This is a genomic window from Nocardia sp. FBN12 (genome assembly GCF_054031145.1).
On record NZ_CM132926.1, the window covers coordinates 964,279 to 987,417 of the forward strand.

General features: G+C 68.4%; 18 protein-coding genes. 7 read left to right on the forward strand and 11 right to left on the reverse strand.

The annotated features are described in order from the left end of the window. Window positions 1-14 precede the first annotated feature (14 nt). The 6 genes from ACWZHB_RS04860 to ACWZHB_RS04885 all read right to left on the reverse strand — a co-directional run bounded on the left by ACWZHB_RS04860 (window position 15) and on the right by ACWZHB_RS04885 (window position 6,338). Window positions 15-1,652 carry a solute symporter family protein gene (locus ACWZHB_RS04860; RefSeq protein ID WP_427906723.1) on the reverse strand — a complete coding sequence of 546 codons (1,638 nt, stop codon included), beginning with the start codon at window positions 1,650-1,652 and terminating at the stop codon, window positions 15-17. Continuing rightward, window positions 1,649-2,002, reverse strand: a complete 354-nt coding sequence (locus ACWZHB_RS04865) for a DUF485 domain-containing protein (RefSeq protein ID WP_427906724.1) — start codon at window positions 2,000-2,002, stop codon at window positions 1,649-1,651. The genes ACWZHB_RS04860 and ACWZHB_RS04865 overlap by 4 nt, the downstream gene beginning before the upstream one ends. A gap of 152 nt (window positions 2,003-2,154) precedes the next feature. Next, window positions 2,155-3,909, reverse strand: coding sequence for a sodium/solute symporter (locus ACWZHB_RS04870; RefSeq protein ID WP_427906725.1), 1,755 nt, complete (start codon window positions 3,907-3,909; stop codon window positions 2,155-2,157). A gap of 29 nt (window positions 3,910-3,938) precedes the next feature. Further along, window positions 3,939-4,304 (reverse strand): hypothetical protein, encoded by a 366-nt coding sequence (locus ACWZHB_RS04875; protein ID WP_427906726.1) that lies wholly within the window; start codon window positions 4,302-4,304, stop codon window positions 3,939-3,941. Then, entirely contained in the window at window positions 4,301-5,098 is a 798-nt protein-coding gene (locus tag ACWZHB_RS04880; protein ID WP_427906727.1) for a LytR/AlgR family response regulator transcription factor, read from the reverse strand. The genes ACWZHB_RS04875 and ACWZHB_RS04880 overlap by 4 nt, the downstream gene beginning before the upstream one ends. Window positions 5,099-5,159: 61 nt before the next feature. Further along, on the reverse strand, window positions 5,160-6,338 hold the full coding sequence (locus tag ACWZHB_RS04885; RefSeq protein WP_427906728.1) for a sensor histidine kinase: 1,179 nt from the start codon (window positions 6,336-6,338) through the stop codon (window positions 5,160-5,162). Between the two features lie 210 nt (window positions 6,339-6,548). Between ACWZHB_RS04885 and dnaE the strand changes: the two genes are divergently transcribed. Beyond that, window positions 6,549-10,112 carry a DNA polymerase III subunit alpha gene (dnaE, locus tag ACWZHB_RS04890; protein WP_427906729.1) on the forward strand — a complete coding sequence of 1,188 codons (3,564 nt, stop codon included), beginning with the start codon at window positions 6,549-6,551 and terminating at the stop codon, window positions 10,110-10,112. A 16-nt stretch (window positions 10,113-10,128) separates the two neighbouring features. On the opposite strand, the gene ACWZHB_RS04895 is transcribed toward dnaE, so the two are convergent. Beyond that, window positions 10,129-11,325 carry a Cmx/CmrA family chloramphenicol efflux MFS transporter gene (locus ACWZHB_RS04895; protein ID WP_427906730.1) on the reverse strand — a complete coding sequence of 399 codons (1,197 nt, stop codon included), beginning with the start codon at window positions 11,323-11,325 and terminating at the stop codon, window positions 10,129-10,131. Between the two features lie 76 nt (window positions 11,326-11,401). Further along, a complete protein-coding gene (locus tag ACWZHB_RS04900; protein WP_427906731.1) occupies window positions 11,402-11,974 on the reverse strand; it encodes a TetR/AcrR family transcriptional regulator in 573 nt (190 codons plus the stop codon). Between the two features lie 129 nt (window positions 11,975-12,103). On the opposite strand from ACWZHB_RS04900, the gene ACWZHB_RS04905 reads away from it, so the two are divergent. From ACWZHB_RS04905 to ACWZHB_RS04915, 3 genes are all read left to right on the forward strand, one after another. Next, window positions 12,104-13,966 carry a hypothetical protein gene (locus ACWZHB_RS04905; protein WP_427906732.1) on the forward strand — a complete coding sequence of 621 codons (1,863 nt, stop codon included), beginning with the start codon at window positions 12,104-12,106 and terminating at the stop codon, window positions 13,964-13,966. A 45-nt stretch (window positions 13,967-14,011) separates the two neighbouring features. Next, window positions 14,012-15,763: a malto-oligosyltrehalose trehalohydrolase gene (treZ, locus tag ACWZHB_RS04910; protein ID WP_427906733.1), complete on the forward strand. Its 1,752-nt coding sequence runs from the start codon at window positions 14,012-14,014 to the stop codon at window positions 15,761-15,763. Between the two features lie 76 nt (window positions 15,764-15,839). Further along, window positions 15,840-17,090 carry a serine hydrolase domain-containing protein gene (locus ACWZHB_RS04915; RefSeq protein WP_427906734.1) on the forward strand — a complete coding sequence of 417 codons (1,251 nt, stop codon included), beginning with the start codon at window positions 15,840-15,842 and terminating at the stop codon, window positions 17,088-17,090. Between the two features lie 16 nt (window positions 17,091-17,106). Here the strand turns inward: ACWZHB_RS04915 and ilvA are convergent, their stop codons facing one another. Then, window positions 17,107-18,459 (reverse strand): threonine ammonia-lyase IlvA, encoded by a 1,353-nt coding sequence (ilvA, locus tag ACWZHB_RS04920; RefSeq protein WP_427906735.1) that lies wholly within the window; start codon window positions 18,457-18,459, stop codon window positions 17,107-17,109. Window positions 18,460-18,548: 89 nt separating this feature from the next. Then, on the reverse strand, window positions 18,549-18,983 hold the full coding sequence (locus ACWZHB_RS04925) for a nitroreductase family deazaflavin-dependent oxidoreductase (protein ID WP_427906736.1): 435 nt from the start codon (window positions 18,981-18,983) through the stop codon (window positions 18,549-18,551). A 97-nt stretch (window positions 18,984-19,080) separates the two neighbouring features. Here ACWZHB_RS04925 and ACWZHB_RS04930 point away from each other — a divergent pair, with 97 nt between their 5' ends. Next, a complete protein-coding gene (locus tag ACWZHB_RS04930) occupies window positions 19,081-19,296 on the forward strand; it encodes a hypothetical protein (protein ID WP_427906737.1) in 216 nt (71 codons plus the stop codon). Between the two features lie 37 nt (window positions 19,297-19,333). On the opposite strand, the gene ACWZHB_RS04935 is transcribed toward ACWZHB_RS04930, so the two are convergent. Further along, on the reverse strand, window positions 19,334-22,165 hold the full coding sequence (locus ACWZHB_RS04935; protein WP_427906738.1) for a helix-turn-helix transcriptional regulator: 2,832 nt from the start codon (window positions 22,163-22,165) through the stop codon (window positions 19,334-19,336). A gap of 158 nt (window positions 22,166-22,323) precedes the next feature. Between ACWZHB_RS04935 and ACWZHB_RS04940 the strand changes: the two genes are divergently transcribed. Further along, entirely contained in the window at window positions 22,324-22,680 is a 357-nt protein-coding gene (locus ACWZHB_RS04940; RefSeq protein ID WP_266299647.1) for a nuclear transport factor 2 family protein, read from the forward strand. A gap of 26 nt (window positions 22,681-22,706) precedes the next feature. Further along, a complete protein-coding gene (locus ACWZHB_RS04945) occupies window positions 22,707-23,123 on the forward strand; it encodes a hypothetical protein (protein WP_427906739.1) in 417 nt (138 codons plus the stop codon). The last annotated feature ends 16 nt before the right edge of the window (window positions 23,124-23,139 follow it).

Here is a 23,139-nt window from a genome sequence, read left to right on the forward strand (position 1 = left end):
GGGCAGGGGTGGCGCTAGTGCGAGATCGCCTTCTCCGCACCGACGCCGGTCAGGGACCGGACTTCCATCTCCGCGGCCTTGGCCTGATCGACCTGCTCGCCACGGCCACCCAGGTAGGTGCCGAGCACGCCGAGTGCGAACGCCAGCGGAATGGACACAATGCCCGGGTTGGCCAGGGGGAAGTAGTCGAAATCGGCACCCTTGATCATCGCGGTCTTGTTGCCCGACACCGCGGGCGAGAACACGATGAGCACGATGGTCGAGATCAGGCCGCCGTACATCGACCACAGCGCGCCGGTGGTGTTGAAGCGCTTCCAGAACAGCGAGTACAGGATCGTCGGCAGGTTCGCCGCCGCCGCCACCGCGAAGGCGAGCGCCACCAGGAACGCGATGTTCTGGCCGTTGGCGAGGATGCCGAGACCGATCGCGAGCACGCCGATCACCACCGCGGTGATCCGCGAGACCCGCACCTGCTTGACCTCGTCGACGTTGCCCTTCTTGAGCACGCTGGCGTAGATGTCGTGCGCGAACGAGGCCGAGGCGGTGATGGTGAGTCCGGCTACGACCGCGAGGATCGTCGCGAACGCGACCGCCGAGATCACCCCGAGCAGGATCACGCCACCCAGTTCGAACGCCAGCAGCGGCGCCGCCGAGTTCTGGCCACCCGCCGCGGCGAGGATCTTGTCCGGGCCGACGATGGCCGCCGCGCCGTAACCGAGCACCAGGGTGAACAGGTAGAAGGCACCGATCAGGCCGATCGCCCACACCACCGAGCGCCGAGCCTCTTTCGCGGTCGGCACCGTGTAGAAGCGCATCAGCACGTGCGGCAGACCCGCGGTGCCGAGTACCAGTGCCAGGCCGAGCGACAGGAAGTTCAGCTTGGACATCTCACTGCCGCCGTACTGCGCGCCGGGCGCGAGCACATCGCGGGCGGCGACCGCCTTGCTGGTGGACTCGCTCACCGATTCCTGTGCGGCACCGAGGATGTCGGAGAAGTTGAAGCCGAACTTGGCCAGCACCATCACCGTCATCAGCGCGGCGCCCGCGATCAGCAGCACCGCCTTGATGATCTGCACCCATGTGGTGCCCTTCATGCCGCCGACCAGCACGTACACGATCATCAGCACGCCAACGGCGGCGATCACGACGGATTGTCCCGCGCGACTGGAGATATCGAGCAGCAGCGCGACCAGGCCGCCGGCGCCCGCCATCTGCGCGAGCAGATAGAACAGCGACACGGTGAGGGTGGTCAGCGCGGCCGCGGTGCGCACCGGGCCTTCCTTGAGCCGGAAGCTGAGCACATCGGCCATGGTGAATTTGCCGGTGTTGCGCAGCATCTCGGCCACCAGCAGCAGCGCGACGAGCCAGGCGACGAGGAACCCGATCGAATACAGGAACCCGTCGTAGCCGTAGACGGCGATCGCGCCCGCGATGCCGAGGAAGCTCGCGGCCGACAGGTAGTCACCGGCGATGGCGACGCCGTTCTGCGGACCGGAGAAGCCGCGCCCGCCGGTGAAATAGTCCGCGGCACTGGCGTTGTTGCGGCTGGCCCGGATCACCACGACCATGGTGACCGCGACGAACAGCAGGAAGATGGCGATATTGGCGATGGGATTGCCCACCGTCGAAGACGCGGCAAGGGTGACGCTCATGCCTGGCCCCCTTCGAGTTCTTCGCGGATGGCCGCGGCACGCGGGTCCAGTTCACGGTTGGCGAAACGGACGTAGAGCCCGGTGATGAGGAATGTGGAGACGAACTGCCCGAGTCCGAGCAGCAGGCCCACATTGATGTTGCCGAAGACCTTCTGTGCCATGAAGTCGTGCGCGTAGGCGCCGAGCAACACGTAGCTCAGGTACCACACCAGAAACAGCGCGGTCATCGGGAAGATGAAGCGGCGCAGACGGTTTCGCAGCTCTTGGAACTGCGGACTCGCCTGTACCGCGAGCCATTCGTCGGCACTCGGCGTGCGCGGATCTGGCGCCTCGGTGTCGGTTTGGGTCATGCCGGTCGTCCTAGCGTGAAGGGGGGTCGTGCGTGGAGATGACGGTAGGTCCCCGGAGGCGGGTGCATGATGGTGTGGCGTGGGTCACTCGGTGAAGGTGGCCGCCCGTGCGGTGAGCGGTCGATGTGGTGCGACGAACGGTCGGCCCGAGATCACCGGTGAGTGGCGTTTTCGGGGTCGCGATCGGCGCTCATCCCGAGTCGTTCGGGCGCGTGCATGCGCAGGAAGACCCCGGCGACCGTCCGCGGATCCTGGCCGGTGGTGGCGAGGCTGACCAGGATGGTGACGGCGAAGGCCAGTGGCACGCTGACCGCGCCCGGATAGTCGACGATCGCGGCGGGCCAGCCGTTCGCCAGGTCGGGGGAGACGCCACCGAGCACTGCCAGCACGGTCGCGCCGCCCGCGGTGATGCCGCCGGTGAGCATGCCAGCGGCCGCGCCGGTCGCGGTGAGTCCGCGCCACCAGATGCCGAGCACGAGCAGCGGACACAGCGTCGACGCGGCCACCGAGAAGGCGAGGGCGACGGTGCGCGACAGATCGAGGGACGCGACGGTCACCGCGAGCGTCAGCGGGACCAGGCCCGCGACCAGGGCGGCGAGCCGGAAGTCCCGGATCCGCCCGCGCAGCACGTCGGTACTGAGCACGCCCGCCAGACTGACCAGCAGCCCCGACGAGGTGGACAGGAACGCCGCGATCGCCCCGGCCGCCGCCAACGCGGCCAGCAGTTGTCCGCCGAGGCCGCCGAGAACCGCGCCGGGCAGCAGTACGACCGCCGCGTCGGAGGCGCCGGTGATCAGCAGTTGCGGCACGTAGAGCCGGGCGAAGACGCCGAGCAGGATCGGGAACAGGTAGAAGACGCCGACCAGCCCGATCACGGTCAGCGCGGTCCGGCGCGCCGACGGTCCGTCGCGGTTGGTGTAGAAGCGCACGAGCACGTGTGGCAGTCCCATGGTGCCGAGGAAGGTCGCCACGATCAGCGAGAACACCTGGTACTGGGGATGTTCCCCGCCGAAGCCGCCGCCGGGAGCCACCCAGCTCGCGCCGTCGGCCGGTGCGCCGGCCACCACCGGGACGGCCGAACCCGGCGCGAGGATCAATTCGGTGCCCGAGGCGAGGGTGTGATCGCCCGGTGTCAGCACGACCGGCCCCTCGACCGCGTGCCCGTCGAGCGTCCCGGTGATCGTGACCCGCTGTGAAACATCCAGGTGCACCACCACATCGGTGGAGATATCGACGGCGGTTCGTTCGTCGACGGTCGGTGGCACGGGCGTGGCGACCGGTCGTTCATCGGCCAGGAAATGCATCCCGAGCACCAGCGCGGGCACCGCCACCGCGGTCAATTTCAGCCAGTATTGGAATGCCTGCACCAGCGTCACCGACCGCATACCGCCGCCGATCACATTCACCAAGACGATCGCGCCGACGGCGACCGCACCCACCCACGCAGGCACCCCGAGCAGAATGTGCAGGGTCAGTCCGGCGCCCTGGAACTGGGGGATCAGATAGACCGCGCACACCAGTACAACGAGACCAGCCGCCATGCGCCGCAACCGAATAGATCCCAATCGGAATTCGGCGAAGTCCGGCACGGTGTACGCGCCGGATCGGCGCAGCGGCGCCGCCACGAACATCAGCAGACCCAGATAGCCCGCGGTGAAACCCACCGGATACCACAGGGCGTCCGCGCCGTACTTGGCGATCAATCCGGCGACGCCGAGAAAAGAAGCGGCGGAGAGGTATTCACCGGAGATCGCGGCCGCGTTCCACCGCGAACCCACTGTGCGTGAGGCGACCAGGAAGTCGGAAGTCGTGCGGGACAGGCGCACTCCATAGAATCCGATGCCGACAGTGGCAAGCGCCGCCAGCAGCAGGGCGGCGACCGTGAGCGCGGGATTGTCGGGGCTCATGGGGTCGGCGTCTGGTCGCAGGGCATGTGTCAGTCCCCGGCCAGTTCCAGGAAGTCGTCCTCGTTGCGTTGGGCGAGGCGAACATAGGACCACCCCACCGCGTAGAGCACCGGGAACGCGACCACGCCGAGGATCAGCCACGGCAGGCGGATCCCGAGCACCGCGGCCTCGGCGATCGTGTCGATGCCGAACAGCACCGGCAGCGCGCCGAACCCGACCGCCACCACCAGCCCCAGGCGCAATGCCAGACCCAGCTGCGCCCGGATCAGCCCACCGATCAACGCCGCGCCCAGATCGGTCTGCTCGACCACCTCTGTGCGAGTGCGCACCTGACGCGCACCCCGCCGCTGCGCCAGCACCACGCGTTCGCGCGGCGGTCGCTGCGGACCCGTCACCGCTGCGACCAATTCTGCCGGGGCCCGTGCACCAGCCGCTGCTTGAGTTCACGCACCTGCCGCCTGCTCACCGGTAACTCCACCGCCCCGGCCGCCCCCTCTGCCCGCAGACACACCACCGTCCCGTTACCGGAACTGCGCAACCCGGTGACCAATCGCAATGCCACCAGATACGACCGATGCACCCGCAGAAAACCCGCGTCCTCCCATCGTGATTCCAACGCCGACAACGGAATCCGCACCAAATGCGATCCACTCCCGGTATGCAACCGCGCGTAGTCACCATCCGCCTCGACCCACGCCACATCGGCCCGATTCACCAAGGTGGTCACCCCGCCGAGCTCCACCGGAATCACCTCACTGGGATGCGCGGACTCGGCCACCACCGCCGCGGGCACCGAAACCCGCCCCGCCAGAATCCGCCGCACCGCCTCACCCAACCGAGCGCCCCGCAACGGTTTCAGCAGATAGTCGACTGCCCCCAAATCGAATGCGGCCACCGCGTGGTCATCGTGCGCGGTGACGAAAACCACCGCGGGTGGCTCCGCGAATTCCGACAGAATCCCGGCCAATTCCATTCCCGTGAGCCCTGGCATATCGATATCGAGGAACACCGCGTCGATCGGATGCGCCCGCAGCAACCGCAGCGCACCCGTTGCCTCACCCGCCCGATGAATCTCCCCGACCCCGGCCTGCGTGCTCAGCAGATACACGAGCTCATCCAGCGCCGGTTTCTCATCGTCGACGGCGAGCACCCGCAGGGCGGTCGAGGGTTCTTCGGTGTTCCAAGTCACAACCCATCCATGGTAACCGGCACCCGTGACGGTGGTGTCGAACGCTGCCGTTCGAGGCGCATCAGGCGCGGATACCGGCGCGGAACTTCGGCACGCGCATGCTGACCTTCGTGCCGGCGCCGGGTGCGGTTTCCACGACAAGGCCGTAGTCGTTGCCGAAGGCGGCGCGCAGGCGGTCGTCGACGTTGGCGAGGCCGACGTGGGCCGCCTCGCCGGTGCGGGCCGGGCCGGAGCCGGTGTCGACGGCGTCGAGCGCGCCTGAGCGCAGGAGGTCGGGGTCCATGCCGATGCCGTCGTCTTCGACGCTGATCAGGCAGTCGGTGCCCGCGTCGCTGGCGACGATGCTGAGCTGGCCGCCCCGCCCGCCCCCGGCGAGGCCGTGCCGGACCGCGTTCTCGACGAGCGGTTGCAAGGCGAGGAAGGGCAGGACGACGCCGAGGACTTCCGGTGCGATGCGCAGGCGCACGTCGAGCGCATCGCCGAAGCGGGCCTGTTCCAGCGCCAGGTATCGCTCGATATTGCGGAGTTCGTCGGCGAGCACGGTGAATTCGCCCGCGGCGCGGAAGGAGTAGCGGGTGAAGTCGGCGAATTCGAGAATCAGTTCGCGGGCCCGATCCGGGTCGGTGCGGACGAACGAGGCGATCGTGTTGAGCGCGTTGTAGATGAAGTGCGGGCTGATCTGAGCCCGCAGCGCACGCAATTCGGCCCGGTCGACGCGAGCGCGCGAGGCATCCAGCTCGGCGAGCTCCAACTGCCCACAGGCGTACCGCGCCACCTCCGCCGCCGCCCCGAGCATCCCCGGCCCCGGTGTGCCGGTCGTCACCATTCCGAGCGCGCCGACCGCCGCGCCCCCGTCGATCGACAACGGCTGCGCGATCAACGTGTGCTCGTCACCGGCCACCAGCACCGGCCGCTCGTCCGCGACAGCCCGGCGGCCCGCGTCAGCGAACAGCGCGAGCATCCCCGCATGCGGACCATCCCAGGCCAGCAGTGTCCCCTCCGCATCAGCTATCCCGAGCGCTTCGGCGCCCGCGAGCGCGCGCAGGTGCGGCGCCGCCTCGTTCGCGGACTCCTCGGTCAGCCCGCGCCGCAACGGCACGGCGGCCAGCGACGCGGTGTGCAGCGCTTGGTGGACGGCGCGCTGTGCGGGGGTGGTGACAACCCGCTGCGTACGTCGCCACACCAGCAAGGCCACGACCAGCAGGGCGACGACCGCGGCGGCGACGATGAAAGGGGTCATCGAGTCGGCCGATTGGAGTGCACGGATCGATTATGTCGGTGTGGGCACCGGAATCGGACCAGGTCGACTTCTTCGCGAGCTCGAGCGCCCGTCGTGACGTTCACCACGATACGCCGCCCCACACGAGGTGCGGTTCGTGGCGCGCGCGCCGAGTGCGAAATGTGTCGGACCCCCGTGCATAGAATGCCAAGGCCAACCCCCGCCGACTCTATGGGAGGAAGGACCGTCTTGGCTCCGTCCGGATCGTTCGTTCACCTGCACAACCACACCGAGTACTCGATGCTCGATGGCGCGGCGAAGATCTCGCCGCTGTTCGCGGAGGCGGATCGGTTGGGCATGACCGCGGTCGGCATGACCGACCACGGCAACATGTACGGCGCCTCGGAGTTCTACAACTCGGCCAAGAAGGCGGGCATCAAGCCGATCATCGGCATCGAGGCCTACATCGCGCCCGGCTCGCGCTTCGACACCAAGCGCGTGAAGTGGGGCGACCCCGGCCAGAAGGGCGACGACGTCTCCGGCTCGGGTGCCTACACCCACATGACGATGGTGGCCGAGAACGCGACCGGTCTGCGCAACCTGTTCAAGCTGTCGAGCCTGGCCTCGATCGAGGGTCAGCTGGGCAAGTGGGCGCGGATGGACGAGGAGATCATCGCCCAGCACGCCGAGGGCATCATCGCGACCACTGGCTGCCCGTCGGGTGAGGTGCAGACGCGCCTGCGCCTCGGCCACGATCGCGAAGCGCTCGAAGCCGCCGCGAAGTGGCAGGAGATCTTCGGCGCCGACAACTTCTTCCTCGAGGTGATGGACCACGGTCTGTCCATCGAGCGCCGGGTCCGCGAGGGCCTGATCGACATCAGCAAGCAGCTCGGCATCCCGCCGATCGCCACCAACGACTGCCATTACGTCACCAAGGACCAGTCGGTCAACCACGAAGCGCTGCTGTGCATTCAGACCGGCAAGACGCTCTCGGACCCGACCCGTTTCAAGTTCGACGGTGACGGCTACTACCTCAAGTCCGCCGCGGAGATGCGCGCGATCTGGGATGCCGAGGTCCCCGGCGCGTGTGACAACACCGAGCTCATCGGTGAGCGGGTCCAGTCCTACGACGACGTGTGGGCCCATCGCGACCGGATGCCGGTCTTCCCGGTGCCCGAGGGCCACGACCAGGCCAGCTGGTTGCGCAAGGAAGTCCTCGATGGTCTCGATCGTCGCTTCCCGGACGGTCCCTCGCGCGAATACCTCGACCGCGCCGACTTCGAACTCAAAGTCATCTGCGAGATGGGTTTCCCGGCCTACTTCCTCGTCGTCGGCGACCTGATCAAGCACGCGCTGGAAGTCGGCATCCGCGTCGGTCCCGGCCGTGGTTCGGCGGCCGGTTCGCTGGTCGCCTACGCGATGGGCATCACCAATATCGACCCCATCCCGCACGGTCTGCTGTTCGAGCGATTCCTCAACCCCGAGCGCGTGTCGATGCCCGATATCGATATCGACTTCGATGATCGCCGCCGCGGTGAGATGGTCCGCTACGCCACCGAGAAGTGGGGCAGCGACCGGGTCGCCCAGGTGATCACCTTCGGCACCATCAAGACCAAGGCCGCGATCAAGGACTCCGCGCGAGTCCTGTTCGGCCAGCCCGGTTTCGCCATCGCCGACCAGATCTCCAAGGCGCTGCCGCCGCCGATCATGGCCAAGGACATCTCGGTCTCGGGCATCACCGATCCCGATCACGAGCGGTACAAGGAAGCCGCCGAGGTGCGTGAGCTCATCGGCTCCAACCCCGATATCGCCAAGATCTACGAGACCGCGAAAGGCCTGGAAGGCCTGATCCGCAACGCGGGTGTGCACGCCTGCGCGGTCATCATGTCCTCAGAGCCGCTCACCGACGCGATCCCGGTGTGGAAGCGCGCGCAGGACGGCGCGATCATCACCGGTTGGGACTACCCGTCGTGCGAGGCCATCGGCCTGCTGAAGATGGACTTCCTCGGTCTGCGCAACCTCACCGTCATCGGTGACGCCCTGGAGAACATCAAGGCCAACCGCGGCATCGATCTCGACATGGACAACCTGCCGCTCGACGACCCGGCCACCTACGAATTGCTCGCCCGCGGCGACACTCTCGGTGTTTTCCAGCTCGACGGCAGTGCCATGCGCGACCTGCTGCGCCGCATGCAGCCCACCGGCTTCGGCGATATCGTCGCCGTCCTCGCGCTGTACCGACCCGGCCCGATGGGCATGAACGCCCACAACGACTACGCCGACCGCAAGAACAACCGGCAAGAAGTCAAACCGATCCACCCCGAACTCGAAGAGCCACTGAAGGACATCCTGGCCGACACCTTCGGCCTGATCGTCTATCAGGAACAGATCATGCAGATCGCGCAGAAGGTGGCCGGGTACTCGCTCGGCCAAGCCGACATCCTGCGCCGCGCCATGGGTAAGAAGAAGCTCTCCGTCCTGGAAGAGGCCTACGCCGGCTTCCGCGACGGCATGCTCGCCAATGATTTCTCCGAGCCCGCCATCAAGGCACTGTGGGACACGATTCTCCCGTTCGCCGGGTACGCGTTCAACAAATCGCACGCCGCCGGCTACGGCCTCGTCTCCTTCTGGACCGCCTACCTCAAGGCCAACTATCCGGCCGAGTACATGGCGGGTCTGCTCACCTCCGTCGGTGACGACAAGGACAAAGCCGCGATCTACCTGTCGGATTGCCGCAAGATGGGCATCACGGTGCTGCCGCCCGATGTCAACGAATCGGAGCTGAACTTCGCCTCCGTCGGCACCGACATCCGGTTCGGCCTCGGCGCGGTCCGCAACGTCGGCACCAACGTGGTCGGCTCGATCATCAACGCTCGCAGGGAGAAGTCGAAGTTCACCGACTTCTCCGACTATCTGAACAAGATCGACGCGATCGCCTGTTCCAAGAAGGTCACCGAATCCCTCATCAAGGCAGGCGGATTCGACTCGCTCGGGCACCCACGCAAGGGCCTGCTGCTGATTCACTCCGATGCGATCGACGCGGTGATGTCGACCAAGAAGGCCGAGGCGATCGGCCAGTTCGACCTGTTCGGTGGCCTCGGCGACGGCGACGACTCGATGGCGTCGGTATTCAACGTCAAAGTGCCGGAAGACGAATGGGAGACCAAGCACAAGCTCGCTCTCGAACGTGAGATGCTGGGCCTCTACGTATCCGGGCACCCGCTCAACGGTGTCGAACACGTACTGGCCGCCCAGGTCGACACCCCCATCCCGGCGATCCTGGAAGGCGACGTCAAGGACGGCGCGCAGGTGACCATCGGCGGCATCCTCGCCTCGGTGAACCGCCGCATCAACAAGAACGGATTGGCCTGGGCCTCGGCGCAATTGGAAGATCTCACCGGTGGTGTGGAGGTGCTGTTCTTCCCGCAGTCGTACTCGGTCTACGGCATGGACGTGGTCGAAGACGCCGTGGTGCTGGTGAAGGCCAGGGTCTCCGTGCGCGACGACCGCATCTCGCTGATCGCCAACGACCTTGTCGTCCCCGATCTTTCGGCCATCGGTGTCGCCAAGCCGGTGGCGGTGGTGATGACGACCCGGATGTGTACGCCCGACAAGCTCGGTGAACTCAAGAAGGTCCTCACCCGTCACCAGGGCACCTCGGATGTCTTCATCCGCCACGTCGGCGCTCGCGAGAAGACCACCATGCTCAAACTCGACGACGCCTGGCGGGTCTCCCCGTCCTCGGCGCTGATGGGTGACCTGAAAGCGCTGCTCGGCCCCGGCTGCCTGGGCTGAGGAAGCCGGAAACGAACTACGGGTGGATCAACGCGGGTACACGCGGCTCGGAGGTAGCAGCGGCCGTTCGGGGCCGACGTTCCAGCCGGTGGGACAGGGCGACGGTGACGAGCATGGCCAGCCCGAGTCCGGCGCCGATCCAGCCGACCGAGGTGAAGCCGAGCCCGGCGCCGATGGCCAGTCCACCCAGCCACGGACCGACGGTGATCCCGACGTTGAACGCCGAGTAGTTGGTCGCCGCGGCCAGCGTCGGGGCCCCGTCCGCCAGCGTGAAGACGCGAGTGTTCAACGCCGGATTGGTCGCGAAACCGAAAGCGCCGAGCAGTAGGACGAGAACGATCATCGGGGCGGGGGAGTACGCGGTCACGGCGATCGCGGCCGCGACCACCGTCATTCCCACGGCCCCCACGTACAGTGTGCGGAACGGGTGCGCGTCGGCGAATCGACCGCCGATCGTGATGCCGATCAACCCGCCGACGCCGTACAGGCCGAGCACCGCGGGAACCCACGCCACCGAGATGCCGGTGGTGTCGGCCAGCATCGCGCCGAGGTAGGCGAAGGTGACGAACGCCGAACCCGTCGACAGCGCGGTGGCGCCATAGGACACCCACAGTCGCGGGTTCGCCATCACCCGCAGTTCGCTGCGCAGCACCGGGACCGTGGCGGGTCGACCGCCGGGAATCTTCGCGAACACACCGATCATCGTCAGCGCGGACAGCACGGCGACCGCCCAGAAGGCCGCGCGCCAGCCCAGATTCTGGCCGATGACCGTGCCCGCGGGCACCCCGAAGATCGTGGCGATGGTGAGCCCACCCGCGACGATGCTCATCGCCCGCCCGCGCAACTGGGGCGCCACCAGGCTCACCGCGGTCGCCGCCGCCAGCGCCCAGAACCCCGCGTAGACGAAGGCGCTCACCACTCGGGTCCCGAAGATCACCCAGTAGTCGCCGCTCAGCGCGCCGACGACGTGGGCGGCGACGAAGATCGCGAGGAAGGCCAGCAGGGCGTCACGGCGCGGCCAGCGCAGGGTCACCACGGCCAGCAGCGGCGCGCCGACCAGCATGCCCAGCGCGAAGGCCGAGATGAGCAGTCCCGCACTGGGAATGGAGACACCAAGGTCGGCGGCCATTTCCGGGAGGAGGCCGGCCAGCATCAGCTCGGAGGTGCCCTGGGCGAAGATGGACAGGCCCAGGATGTACACAGCGGTCGGCATGACAACCTTTCGTTCTATTTTGGATCAATTGGTTCAAAACTGGGGCATGGTGAAAGTCGGGTCGGGCCGCTGGATCTCAGAGGCAGTGCATCGCGGTTTCGGCGATCGCGGTGAGGGTGGCATGATCCGCCCCGCCGCGCGCCGCGACGCGCATGCCGCTGATGGTGGCGGTCAGGAACTGGGCGATGGCGCGCGCGTCGCGGTCGGTCGCGAATTCGCCTGCGCGCTGGCCACTTTCGATCGTCGCGGTGAGTGCGTCGAGGCGGCGCTCCTCGTCGGCGCGCAGGGTGGCCCGTGCGGCGGCATCGTGGGGGGCGAGTTCGACGATCGAGTTGACCACGAGACAGCCCGCGGGTTCGCTGTCGGGCGCCTGCGCGGTCCGGCGCAGAATGGTGCCGATCCGCTCCCTGGCCGGTGCGTCGCTGTCGAGGATGTCGAACAGGGGTGCGTTCTTCGTGGTGATGTAGTGGCGCAGTGCGCGATCGAACAGGTCGCGTTTGCTGGTGAAGGTGTTGTAGATGCTGCTGCGGCCCAAACCTGTCGCGGCGCAGAGGTCCTGGGTGGAGGTCGCCTCGTAACCGGCGGACCAGAACGCCCGCATGGCGGCGTCCACCGCGCGATGCTCGTCGAATTCCTTGGGTCGGGCCATTCGACGACCGTAGCACGTTTTGAACAGATCAGTACAAAATGAACATGTGGGCGAACACAGACCATCGGTGCCACCCCTGTGGTGGGTCGTGATGGCCGCCCCGCGAACCAGGAGCTAGCGTCGAGAGGCGTGACGTCAGTGCCGCTGCTCGACTCGCCGCCCCACTCCCGGGACCGATCGCGGCCGGTGCCGTGGCGGATGTCCGGCCGCGCGGTGTTGCTCGTCGCGGCGATGATGATCCTGGCGCAGCTGGTCCTGCGCGGCTGGGTGGCCGCCTCGGGATTCTTCTACTGGGACGATTTCCTGCTGATCGGCCGGGTGAGCAGTCAGCCGGTGTTGTCGACGGAATTGCTGTTCACCAGTCACGACGGGCACGTGATGCCGTTGGCGTTCGTGCTGACCTGGCTGGTCACCGAGGTGGCGCCGTTGAATTGGGCAGTCGCCGTCGTGGTGCTGACCGGATTGCAACTGCTCGTTTCGCTGGCGGTGCTGCGACTGTTGATCGTGCTGCTCGGGCTTCGCGCCCGCATGCTCGGACCCCTGGCGTTCTACCTGTTCGTCCCGTTGACGGTGCCCGCGTTCGCCTGGTGGTCGGCGGCGGTGAACGCGCTGCCGTTGCAGATCGCGCTGGCGTGGGTGAGCGCGGACGCGGTGCGGTTGGTGCGCACCGGGCAGCGCAGGTACGCGGTGTCGGGCGCGGCGGTGTTCGCGGTGGCGTTGCTGTTCTTCGAGAAATCGGTGGTCGTGCTGCCGGTGGCTTTCGCGGTGGCGGTGCTGGCCGCCCACGTGACGGGGGGATCTGTGCGGTCGGCCGCTCGGCGTGGGGGCGCGCTGTGGACGGCGGCCGGTGCGGTGCTGCTGGCGTGGTCGGCGTGTTTTCTGCTTGTCATCCAACGTCCGAGGGGACTCTCGGCACCCGAACATCCCGGCGCCCTGTGGAGCCGCGCGCTGTCCGACGGATTGGTGCCCGCGCTGTTCGGCGGCCCATGGCACTGGGAACGCTGGCAACCCGCCACCCCGTGGGCGGATTCGCCGAGCTTGCTGGTCGCGCTGAGCTGGCTGTCACTGATTCTGTTCGCGGCGTGGACGATTCGCACCCGCTGCCGAGTCGCCGCGATCTGGGTGTGCGCCGCCGGATACGCGGTCCTGACAATCGCCCCCGTCGTCCTCCTCCGTGACGGGCCGAGTACCGCGGGTCTGCTCCTGCAGTCGGTGCGCTATTTCGCCGATTTCGCCGTCATCGCCACCGCCGCGCTCGCGTTGATCGCGCTGGCGCCCCGCCGCCACCGGTCGAGTTCGAGCACCGTCAGTGGATCGGCCGCGGTCGAGGTGAGACGCGACGGTCGGGCTCGGCGGACAGTGGGTATCGCGGCGATCATCGTGTTCCTCGCGAGCAGTGTGTACTCGACGATCACCTTCACCAGGTCATGGGAGCCGAGCCCGGCCCGTACCTACGTCACCGGCGTGCGTGCCGCTCTTCCCGGCGCCGCCGACGCGCCGCTGCTGCCGCAAGAAGTTCCGTGGAATGTCTTGAACCCGTTGGCTTTCCCCGAGAACATGACCGACCGCGTCTTCGCCCCGATCGCGACCCCCACCACCTTCGCCCTCTCGACCCCACGCTTGCGGATGATCACCGACGAAGGCGCCATCGTCGACGCGCAGGTCTGGTGGAACCGCGCCATCGTCGAGGGCCCCGAACCCCGCTGCGGGTACCGCGTGCCCGGCACCACCGGCACCAAGCTCCCACTCGACGGCCCGATGCAGATTCGCGACTGGACCGCCCAGGTGAACTACAACGCCGAACGGGACGGCCGGATCGCCCTGTCCTTCGAGGGCGAGACCGAGACGATCGCCGACGTGCGCGCGGGCTTGAACACCGTGTACGTCCGGCTCCTCGGTGGTGGCGACACCTTGCGGATCAGGTCCCTCGACGAGCGGCAGTCGCTGTGCATCGGCGCCGGACCGGTCGGGGTCGCCGCACACGCGCGGTGAATCGTTGATCGAGCATGCCGGCGCGGGGCATGCGATGCTGGGCCGATGAGGCAGTTTCGGGTGTGGGCTCCGGCGGCGGGAGCGGTGCGGCTGCGACTGGACGGGGTCGAGTACCCGATGCGAAGAAACGGCGGCGGCAACTGGTCGGTGCGTGTCGACGCAGGTCAGGGGGCGCGATACGGGTTTCTCATCGACGACGACCCGACGGTCCTGCCCGACCCGCGCTCGGCCCGCCAACCCGACGGCGTGCACGCGAGCTCCGCCGTTCACGACCTCGACCAAACAGCCTGGACCGACCAGAACTGGACAGGCAGACCACTTGCCGGCTCGGTCTTCTACGAGCTTCACATCGGCACTTTCACCCCCGACGGCACCTTCGACGCGGCGATCGAGCACCTCGACCACCTCGTCACCCTCGGCGTCACCACCGTCGAACTCATGCCGGTCAACGCCTTCGACGGCGCCCACAACTGGGGCTACGACGGCGTCGGATGGTACGCGGTGCAGGAAAGCTACGGCGGCCCCGACGGCCTGCAACGCTTCGTCGACGCCTGCCACGCCCGCGGCCTCGCGGTCTGCCTCGACGTGGTCTACAACCATCTCGGCCCCTGCGGCAACTATCTGCCACGCTTCGGCCCCTATCTCACCACCGGCCGCAACACCTGGGGACAGACTCTCAACCTCGACGGTCCCGGCTCGGACGCGGTCCGCGCCTACATCATCGACAACGCCCTGCGCTGGCTCCGCGAATTCCACGTCGACGCACTGCGCATCGACGCCGTGCACGCGCTGGTCGACCGCACCGCCACCCACCTGCTCGACGAGCTCACCGTCGAAACCACCGCACTGGCAGCACATCTGGGCCGACCGCTCAGCTTGATCGCCGAGAGCGACCTCAACGACCCTCGCCTGATCACCCCACGCGCGGCAGGCGGCTACGGGCTCACCGGCCAGTGGAACGACGACCTGCACCACGCCGTCCACACGGCTGTCTCCGGCGAAAGGCAGGGCTACTACGCCGATTTCGGTTCACTGGCCTGCCTCACGCAGACACTCACCCACGGGTTCTTCCACGCCGCGACCTATTCCAGCTTCCGTGGCCGCAGCCACGGTGCTCCGCTGCGGCGCGACCTCGTCCCCGGCAGCGCGCTGCTCGGTTACACCTGTAACCACGATCAGATCGGCAATCGCGCGATCGGTGATCGCCCCAGCGCCTACCTCACACCCGGCCAGCTCGCGGTGAAGGCGGCGCTGGTGCTGCTCTCGGCGAGCACCCCGATGCTGTTCATGGGCGAGGAGTGGGGTGCGCGGACCCCGTTCCAATTCTTCACCTCCCACACCGACCCGGTCGTCGCCGCGGCTACCGCCAGCGGGCGCCGCGCCGAATTCGCCGAGCACGGCTGGTCCACCGAGGAGGTGCCCGACCCGCAGGACCCGGCCACCTTCGCCCGGTCCAAGCTCGACTGGACCGAGGTCGGTCGCGAACCGCACGCCCGGTTGCTCGCCTGCTATCGCGGCCTGCTGGCCTTGCGTAAATCCCGGCCCGAGTTCACCGATCCATGGCTGGAACGCGTGTGGGCCGACTATGACGAAGCACAACGTTGGTTCATCCTGCGTCGTGGCCGAATATCAGTGGTGTGCAACCTCGCCGAGGACGAAGTGGTGATCCCGGTGCACGGTCGCGTGCTGCTCGCCTGGTCGCCCGCCACCGAAAGTGGTGCGGGAACACTTGTTTCGGGTCACAGTTTCGCCGTGCTAGAGGAAGGTGACGGCGCGGGCACGGTGGTCACCGAGTGATTTCGCCCGGCTACGGGTCGGCCACAGGTCCGAAACGCGCCATTGCCGAATAGACATAACACCGTATAGTCGGATGATGAGCAACGACGCTTACGGGCAGGAAAGCACTGCCCTCCCGGCCGGTGTCGGGGGTTACGCCCCGGCTGGATTCGGCCCGCTGGTGCGCGCTTTCGCCACCTTGATCGGCCATCGCCGCGACGCGGGCGGGGCACTCGCGGTTTATCGCCACGGTGAACCTCTCGCCCATTTCTGGGCCGGTAGCGCGGGTGATCGGCCGTGGACCGCGGACACCGGGGCGATCGTGTTCTCCGCGACCAAGGGCGTCACCGCCACCGTCATCCACCGGCTCGCCGATCGCGGGCTGATCGACTACCAGGCGCCGATCGCCGAGTACTGGCCGCGCTTCGCCGCGCACGGGAAGGGTTCGATCACCGTCGCCGACGTGCTCACCCACCGCGCCGGACTCTCGTCGCTGTCCATGGTCGCCGGCACCGCCGCGGAAGCCCTCGATCACGAACTGATGGAGGATCGCCTCGCGCTGGCCACTCCCGACCGGATGCTCGGCACCCCCACCTACCACGCACTGACCTACGGCTGGCTACTCGCGGGCCTGGCCAGGGGCGTGACCGGCCGGAGTATGAGCGAGCTGATCCGCAGCGAGGTCACCGATCCGCTCGGTATCGATGGCATCCACCTCGGGCGTCCCGCCGCGGACTCGTCGACCGAGTACGCCCGGCTGGTCGGCGCGCACATGAGCTTCGCCGCGCACCCGCTCGCCGCGGGCTTCCTCGCCAAGGTCGGGTTCCGGCTGCCCGGACCGCTCGGTGCGGCGGCTCGGTGCCTGTTCGTGCCCGGCCTCGACGGCATTCTCGACGGTGACGACCCCACGATCCTGAACACCGAGATGCCCGCGGGCAACGGTGTCGCGACCGCCGCCGGGCTGGCGAGGATGTATGCCGCGCTGGCCGACGGCGTCAGCGTCGACGGTACGCCGTATCTGCGGCCGAGCACGCACACCGCGATCCGCCGGGTCCAGACGTATCGGCTCGACCACGCGCTGTTCTATCTTCCGATGATGTGGCACCTGGGCTACCACTCGTTGCCCGTCCCCGGCGCACGGCACGGTTTCGGCCACATCGGACTCGGCGGTTCGTTCGGCTGGGTCGACCCGCAGTCGGGACTCTCGGTGGCCTACGTCCACAACCGTCTCGACCAGATACTGCTGCCCTACGACCAGCTCGCCATGGGCTGGCTGCTGCCGCTGGTCGTGTCGAGCGTGCGCGCGAGTCGCGCGTCCGGACATCGCGAGGACCGCGCGGCGGCGTGACCGCCGCGCGGCGCTCCTACGTCAGATAACGGTAGGCGGGGGAACCCGGTTCCAGGCGTTCGGCCTGGATCGGGGACTCCTCGATGCGGTGCATGAGCGAGGCCAGGTCGTCGGTGGCGCCGAGTTCGATGCCGACCAGCGCGGCCCCGGTATCCCGGTTGTTGCGCTTGACGTACTCGAACATGGTGATGTCGTCGTCCGGGCCGAGGACGTCGTCGAGGAAGCGGCGCAGCGCACCGGGTTCCTGGGGGAAATCGACCAGGAAGTAGTGCTTGAGACCGCGGTGCACGAGCGAGCGTTCGATGATCTCGCCGTAGCGCGAGACGTCGTTGTTACCGCCCGAGACCAGCACCACGACCGTGCTGCCCGGTTCGATGTCGATCTCGGCCAACGCCGCGGTGGCCAGTGCGCCCGCGGGCTCGGCGATGATGCCTTCGCTCTGATAGAGGTCGAGCATCGCGGTGCAGATGGCGCCCTCGTCGACCAGCATCACCCGGAAAGGCGCTGTGCCGGAGGAGGATTCGGGCGTGGTGAGCAGTGGCAGCGAAGCGTGCGAGACCATCCGGCCGCCGAACGATGCCGCCGCCCGGTAGGGCAGTTCGCCGATGCGGCGCACGGCCGCACCGTCGACGAACGGGTCGATCTCGGGCAGCGTCACCGGCGCACCGGCGACCAGCGCGGCGGTGAGCGAGGCAGCGCCCGCGGGCTCGACCGCCAGCAGGCCGCTCTGCGGTGCTCGTTCGCGCAGGTAGGTGCCGATGCCGGCGAGGCAGCCGCCGCCACCGACCGGGACGATCACCAGGTCGGGTGCGGTGCCGAGCTGCTCGAGGAATTCCGCGGCGATGGTGCCCTGACCCGCGGCGGTGCGGGCGTCATCGAACGGCGGCACCATGGTGGCGCCGGTGCGGGCGACATCGTCGGCGGCGGCCGCGGCGGCCGCGTCATAGGTCTCGCCGACCGCGATCAGCTCGACGAACTCACCGCCGTGCACGCGGATGCGGTCACGCTTCTGCTTGGGGGTGGTGGTCGGCACGTAGATGCGCCCGCGCACACCCATCGCCTGACAGGCGAAGGCCACGCCCTGCGCGTGGTTGCCCGCGCTGGCAGTCACCACACCGGCCGCGCGCTCGGCGGCGGTGAGCTGCACCATCAGGTTGTAGGCGCCGCGCAGCTTGTAGGAGCGGACCGCGGTGAGGTCCTCGCGCTTGAGGTAGACCTGCGCCCCAGTGCTCGCCGACAGCCGCGCACTGTACTGCAGCGGTGTCGGCTCGATGATGTCGGAAATTCGCTTGGCGGCGGCGTCGATCTCGTCCGCGGACAGCGGCGGACGGGTTACGGACACTTCGGCGACGTCAGCGATGGGGGACACCCGCACAATGCTACCGAGGCGCCCCGCGCGCGTGACGATGGGAACCACCCGCCGTGGTGATCACGGCGGGTGGGCTCGGACCTGCGGATTCAGCGTGGGGTGAGGACGAAGACCGGGATCACGCGATCGGTCTTCTTCGTGTACTCGTCGTAGTCGGGCCACGCGGCGACCGCGCGCTCCCACCACCGCGCCCGCTCCTCGCCGACTACCTCGCGCGCGGTGTAGTCCTTGGTGGTGGTGCCATCACGCAGTTCGACATGCGGATCGGCCTTGATGTTGTAGTACCAGACGGGGTTCTTCGGCGCCCCGCCCAGCGACGCCACGACGGCGTACTCACCCTCGTGCTCGACGCGCATCAGCGGCGTCTTGCGCAGCTTGCCGGTCTTGGCGCCCTTGGTGGTGAGCAGGATGACGGGCTTGCCTTGCAGCGAGGTGCCCTCGGCGCCGCCGGAGTTCTCGTAGGTCTCGGCCTGTTCGCGTGCCCAGTCCGAAGTGCTCGGTGCGTACTCTCCTGTGAGTGGCATGACCTGCACAACGATTCATCGGTATGTGATGTTCCCGATGGGGTGATTCGAATAAGTTCGGTGGCCCGAACTTCGATGTGCGTCTATCCTGGTCTGCATGGCAGTGCTCACCTCACCGGCAGCATCCGCGACCGTCGACATCGCGGGTAGCGCTTGGCCGGTCTACAAGCTCGAGGCGCTCGTCGGCGCGCTCGTGGTCGGTGCGCTGTTGCTCCTGATCGTCGGGTCGCCGCAGGTCGCGGTGCTGGCCGCGGCCGCGGTCGCCGCCGTCCGCTGGACCATCGGCGCCACCCGCACCGCGTCGCGCAGCTGATTCGGCGCTTCCGAGCTCATCGTCTGCCCGCCGCGGATCACTCGTCCAGATCGAGCGCGCTCAGCTCACCGCGCGACAGCACGCCCAGCTTCGGATAGGCCTTGTACAGGTGATGGCCGACTGTGCGGTGGCTCAGGAACAGCCGGGCCGCGATCTCCCTGTTCGACAGGCCCTGTGCCGCCAGCCGGACGATTTGTGACTCCTGCGGAGTGAGCACGTTCAGCGGGCCGCCGCTCGCGCGCGCACCGGTTCCGACACCGAGCGCGCCCAGCTCGGTGCGGGCGCGTTCGCTCCACAGCGCCGCGTCGAGCCGATCGAACAGCGCCATCGCTTGCTCGAGCTGAGTGCGCGCGTCGACCTTGCGTTTGTCGCGGCGCAGCCATTCGCCGTAGAGCAGCCGGGTGCGGGCTTCGTCGAACGGCCGGTTCGCGGTGAGTGCGGACTGGAAGTGCTGCTCGGCGTCCGATCCATCGGCCAGCAGCGCACGTCCGCGGGCCGCCAGCGCCGCGATCCACTCCTGCCCGGCCCGCTGCGACCAGGTGGTCAGCCGGTCCAGTGCCTCGGTCGCGTGTTCGGTCGCGCCGAGCCGGACCGCCACCTCGATCTGATCCGGCAGCGTGCGCAGCCCTATGACGTGATGGCGAGCTGGTTCGACCGTCATATGCGCGAGCTCGGTCCGCGCCTGCTCCAGCCTGCCTTCCCCGAGCGCCAGCAGCGCCATGGCCGCATGCGCCCACGACGCACCGACCGCGCCCGCCCCACCGAATTCCTCGGCTACGGCACGGTCGGCGTGGTCGCGGCACCGTGTCGAATCACCTTGTAGCGCGGCGAGATACGCCAGATACGCGTGGATCTGACTGACCCATTGCACCTGTCCGATGTCCTGTGCGATCCGCAACCCCTCCTCGGCCGCGATCCGGCTCTCCCTCGGTCGCCCACCGAACAACAACCCCTCGGATCGGAAGAACAACAGCGGCGCCAGCAAGGCGATCCGCCCCTGCTCCCTGCATTCCCTGATCAAGTCGCCGGCCAGCTCCTCGACCTGCTCGTCCTGCCCGACGACCAAGCCGCTGCCACACAACTGCACGAGGTCGGCGGGACTGTCCGCTCCGCCCGCCCGGGCCGCGGCCGCCGCGTCCCGCAGGTCGGCGACCCGCTGACCCGTCACCGACCCGGTCAGATACCGCGCGATCGGCGTCGCGGGATCTTCGTCCACCAGCCGCAGTGTCGCCAGGACATCGGCGACCTCGTCGAGCTCGTCGGGTCCGAGGTACCACGCGGTGTGTACGGCCTTGGTCAGAATCCGGGCCGCACCACGGGGATCCGACTCGCGCACCGCGACGGCCGCCGACATCAACCGCCGATGCGCGGAACCCGGTTTGCCGCCCGCGAATTCGGCCTGCGCCCGTACCAGGTCCAGCCGCAGTTCGAACTCGGCATCACTTACCTCGGCCGCGATGACCTGCTCGCCACGCCCGCCGACTGCCCCCGCGGAACTCAAAGGCTCTCGTTCGCCAGGCCGCGCTGCCTGCCCGGTCGCGCCGCCGGTTGCTCGGCCGTCGGGGGTCTCGCGTGCCGGCTCCCGGACCTCGCTCGACAGCGACGCGGCTCGCTCGGCGAGTCGCTCCGCGCGGTCGGTGAGGCCTGCCTCCGTCGCGGACTCGGCGGCGAGGACGAGTCTGCGTACGCGGGCGCTCGTGTCGATGCTCAGCGCGGCCGCGCGATCGTAGGCGGTCACGGCGGCATGGAGGCCGTGGCGGCGCCGGGCACGGTCGGCTGTGTGCTCGAGTGCGGTCGCGGTGTCCTCGTCGGGACCTGTTGCGGCACTGGCGAGATGCCATGCGCGCAAGTCCGCGGCGTCGTCGCCGCTCAGTGCGTCGGCGAGGGCGCGATGGGCGGCGAGGCGGTCGGTGAGCGCGGCACCTTGGTACACCGCCGACCGCATCAGTGGGTGGTGCCAGGTCAGCACCTGACCGTCGGTGCCGATCATGCCCGCGTCCTGGGCGGGTTGCAGATCCCGCAGTGACGCACCGAGACCGGCCGAGGCACGCAGGATCGGTGCCAGGTCCGCGGCACCGGCCACCGCCGCGACCAGCAGTACGGTCCGGGTGGCCGCGGGCAAGCGGGCGACGCGGCCGTGGAAGGCCAGCTGCAACCGCTGCGTCAACGGCAGGGGATTCGCGTCATCGACACTGCCGTCGCCGACCACGGACGGAAGTTCCAGCAGGGCAAGCGGATTGCCGCCCGCCTCGGCGAGCAGTCGATACCGCACGGCCGGACTCAGCGGGATGGGACCGGCATCGAGTAGTGCCGCCGACGCCTCGGGCCGCAAGCCCGGCAGTGCGAGTTCGGGCAGCCCGGGAGCGGGAAAATCCTGCGGCCCCGAGCGCGTCGCGAACAGCATCACCACCCCCTCGGCCTCGAGCCTGCGCGCCGCGAACAGCAGTGCCTCCGCGCTGGCCTGGTCGAGCCACTGCGCGTCGTCGATCACACACAGCAGCGGTCCCTGCGCTGCCTCCTCGGCAAGCAGGGTCAGCACCGCCAGCCCGATCAGCATCCGATCGGCGGGTGCGCCCTCGCCGAGCCCGAACGCCGCCTCGAGCGCGTCACGCTGCCGCGACGGCAGTTGGCGCACCAGCTCCATACCCGGCCTGACCAGCAGATGCAGTGCCGCGAAGGGCAATTCGGCCTCGGACTCGATCCCCGCGCTACGCGCTGTCGGAACACCTTGCGCTGCTGCGTAATCCAGTAGCGCGGTCTTCCCGATCCCGGCCTCACCGCGCACCACCAGGGCCCCGCTACGTCCTGCGCGCGCCGCGCTGATCAGGTCGTCGATCCTGGCCTGTTCGGCATCGCGTCCGTGCAGCATGGGCTCCACCGTATCGCCGTACCGGTACCGCCCGTAGTCGCGACGGGAAAAGTACCTATAGGCGACTGATTCGACCGACCCCCCGCGCGCCATAACGTTGTACCCATCGCAGGAACAACCAGCGAAACACCAGCTCAAAGCCTATTTCGGAGGTCGAGATGAACACCGTCGTCGCACAGTACCTGGAAGCGTGGAACACCCGCGAGCCCGCCGCCCGCCGCTCCGCCGTCGCCCGCCTGTTCACCCCGGACGCCCGCTACGTCGACCCGCTGGTCGCGGTCACCGGCCACGCCGAACTCGAGGCCGCCATCGCCGGCGTCCAGGCCCAGTTCCCCGACTGGACTTTCACCCTGGCCGGTCCCGTCGACGCCCACCACGACCAGGTCCGCTTCACCTGGGGCCTCGGCCCGGCCGACGCTCCCGCCGTCGTGATCGGCTTCGATGTCGCCGTCCTCACCGACGGCCGAATCGACAGCGTCTACGGGTTCCTCGACCAGGTCCCCGCCACCAACTGACCCCTTCGCAGCCAAGGAAATCCGCCATGACCGCCACCGCCCCGTCCCGCCTGTCCGCGTTGTTCACCTCCGGCGAGAGCCTGCTGCTGGCGCTTCGTCTCGACGCCGTTGTCACCACCGCCAACGGCCTGGCCTATCTGGCACTGGCGCATCCGCTGGAACGGCTACTGGGACTCGATGCCGGCGTCAGCATCGTGATCGGCGCTTTCCTCACCGCCTACGGCCTCGCCGTCGCGGTCGTCGGCCGCTCGGCGCCGGTCAACCGGGCCGCGGCATCGGCGGTGGCGATCGGCAACGCCGCCTGGGTCGTGGCCAGTCTCGTCGCGCTGTCGACCGGCGCGCTCGGTCTCACCACAGTGGGCGCGGTGTGGGCAGTCATGCAGTCGGTGACTGTCGGCGGTTTCGCGGCCCTGCAGTATCTGGGCCTACGTCGCAGCCACTGAGCTGGACACGAGGGAC

Excerpts from the sequence above, each read along its gene's own strand:
- ACWZHB_RS04915 (WP_427906734.1), top strand. The coding sequence starts at position 15,840 with ATGAGCAACGACGCTTACGGGCAGGAAAGCACTGCCCTCCCGGCCGGT.
- ACWZHB_RS04860 (WP_427906723.1), bottom strand. The coding sequence starts at position 1,652 with ATGAGCGTCACCCTTGCCGCGTCTTCGACGGTGGGCAATCCCATCGCC.
- ACWZHB_RS04925 (WP_427906736.1), bottom strand. The coding sequence starts at position 18,983 with ATGCCACTCACAGGAGAGTACGCACCGAGCACTTCGGACTGGGCACGC.
- ACWZHB_RS04930 (WP_427906737.1), top strand. The coding sequence starts at position 19,081 with ATGGCAGTGCTCACCTCACCGGCAGCATCCGCGACCGTCGACATCGCG.
- ACWZHB_RS04945 (WP_427906739.1), top strand. The coding sequence starts at position 22,707 with ATGACCGCCACCGCCCCGTCCCGCCTGTCCGCGTTGTTCACCTCCGGC.
- ACWZHB_RS04935 (WP_427906738.1), bottom strand. The coding sequence starts at position 22,165 with ATGCTGCACGGACGCGATGCCGAACAGGCCAGGATCGACGACCTGATC.
- ACWZHB_RS04870 (WP_427906725.1), bottom strand. The coding sequence starts at position 3,909 with ATGAGCCCCGACAATCCCGCGCTCACGGTCGCCGCCCTGCTGCTGGCG.
- ACWZHB_RS04940 (WP_266299647.1), top strand. The coding sequence starts at position 22,324 with ATGAACACCGTCGTCGCACAGTACCTGGAAGCGTGGAACACCCGCGAG.
- dnaE (WP_427906729.1), top strand. The coding sequence starts at position 6,549 with ATGGGAGGAAGGACCGTCTTGGCTCCGTCCGGATCGTTCGTTCACCTG.
- ACWZHB_RS04895 (WP_427906730.1), bottom strand. The coding sequence starts at position 11,325 with ATGCCGACCGCTGTGTACATCCTGGGCCTGTCCATCTTCGCCCAGGGC.
- ACWZHB_RS04885 (WP_427906728.1), bottom strand. The coding sequence starts at position 6,338 with ATGACCCCTTTCATCGTCGCCGCCGCGGTCGTCGCCCTGCTGGTCGTG.
- ACWZHB_RS04865 (WP_427906724.1), bottom strand. The coding sequence starts at position 2,002 with ATGACCCAAACCGACACCGAGGCGCCAGATCCGCGCACGCCGAGTGCC.
- ACWZHB_RS04900 (WP_427906731.1), bottom strand. The coding sequence starts at position 11,974 with ATGGCCCGACCCAAGGAATTCGACGAGCATCGCGCGGTGGACGCCGCC.
- treZ (WP_427906733.1), top strand. The coding sequence starts at position 14,012 with ATGAGGCAGTTTCGGGTGTGGGCTCCGGCGGCGGGAGCGGTGCGGCTG.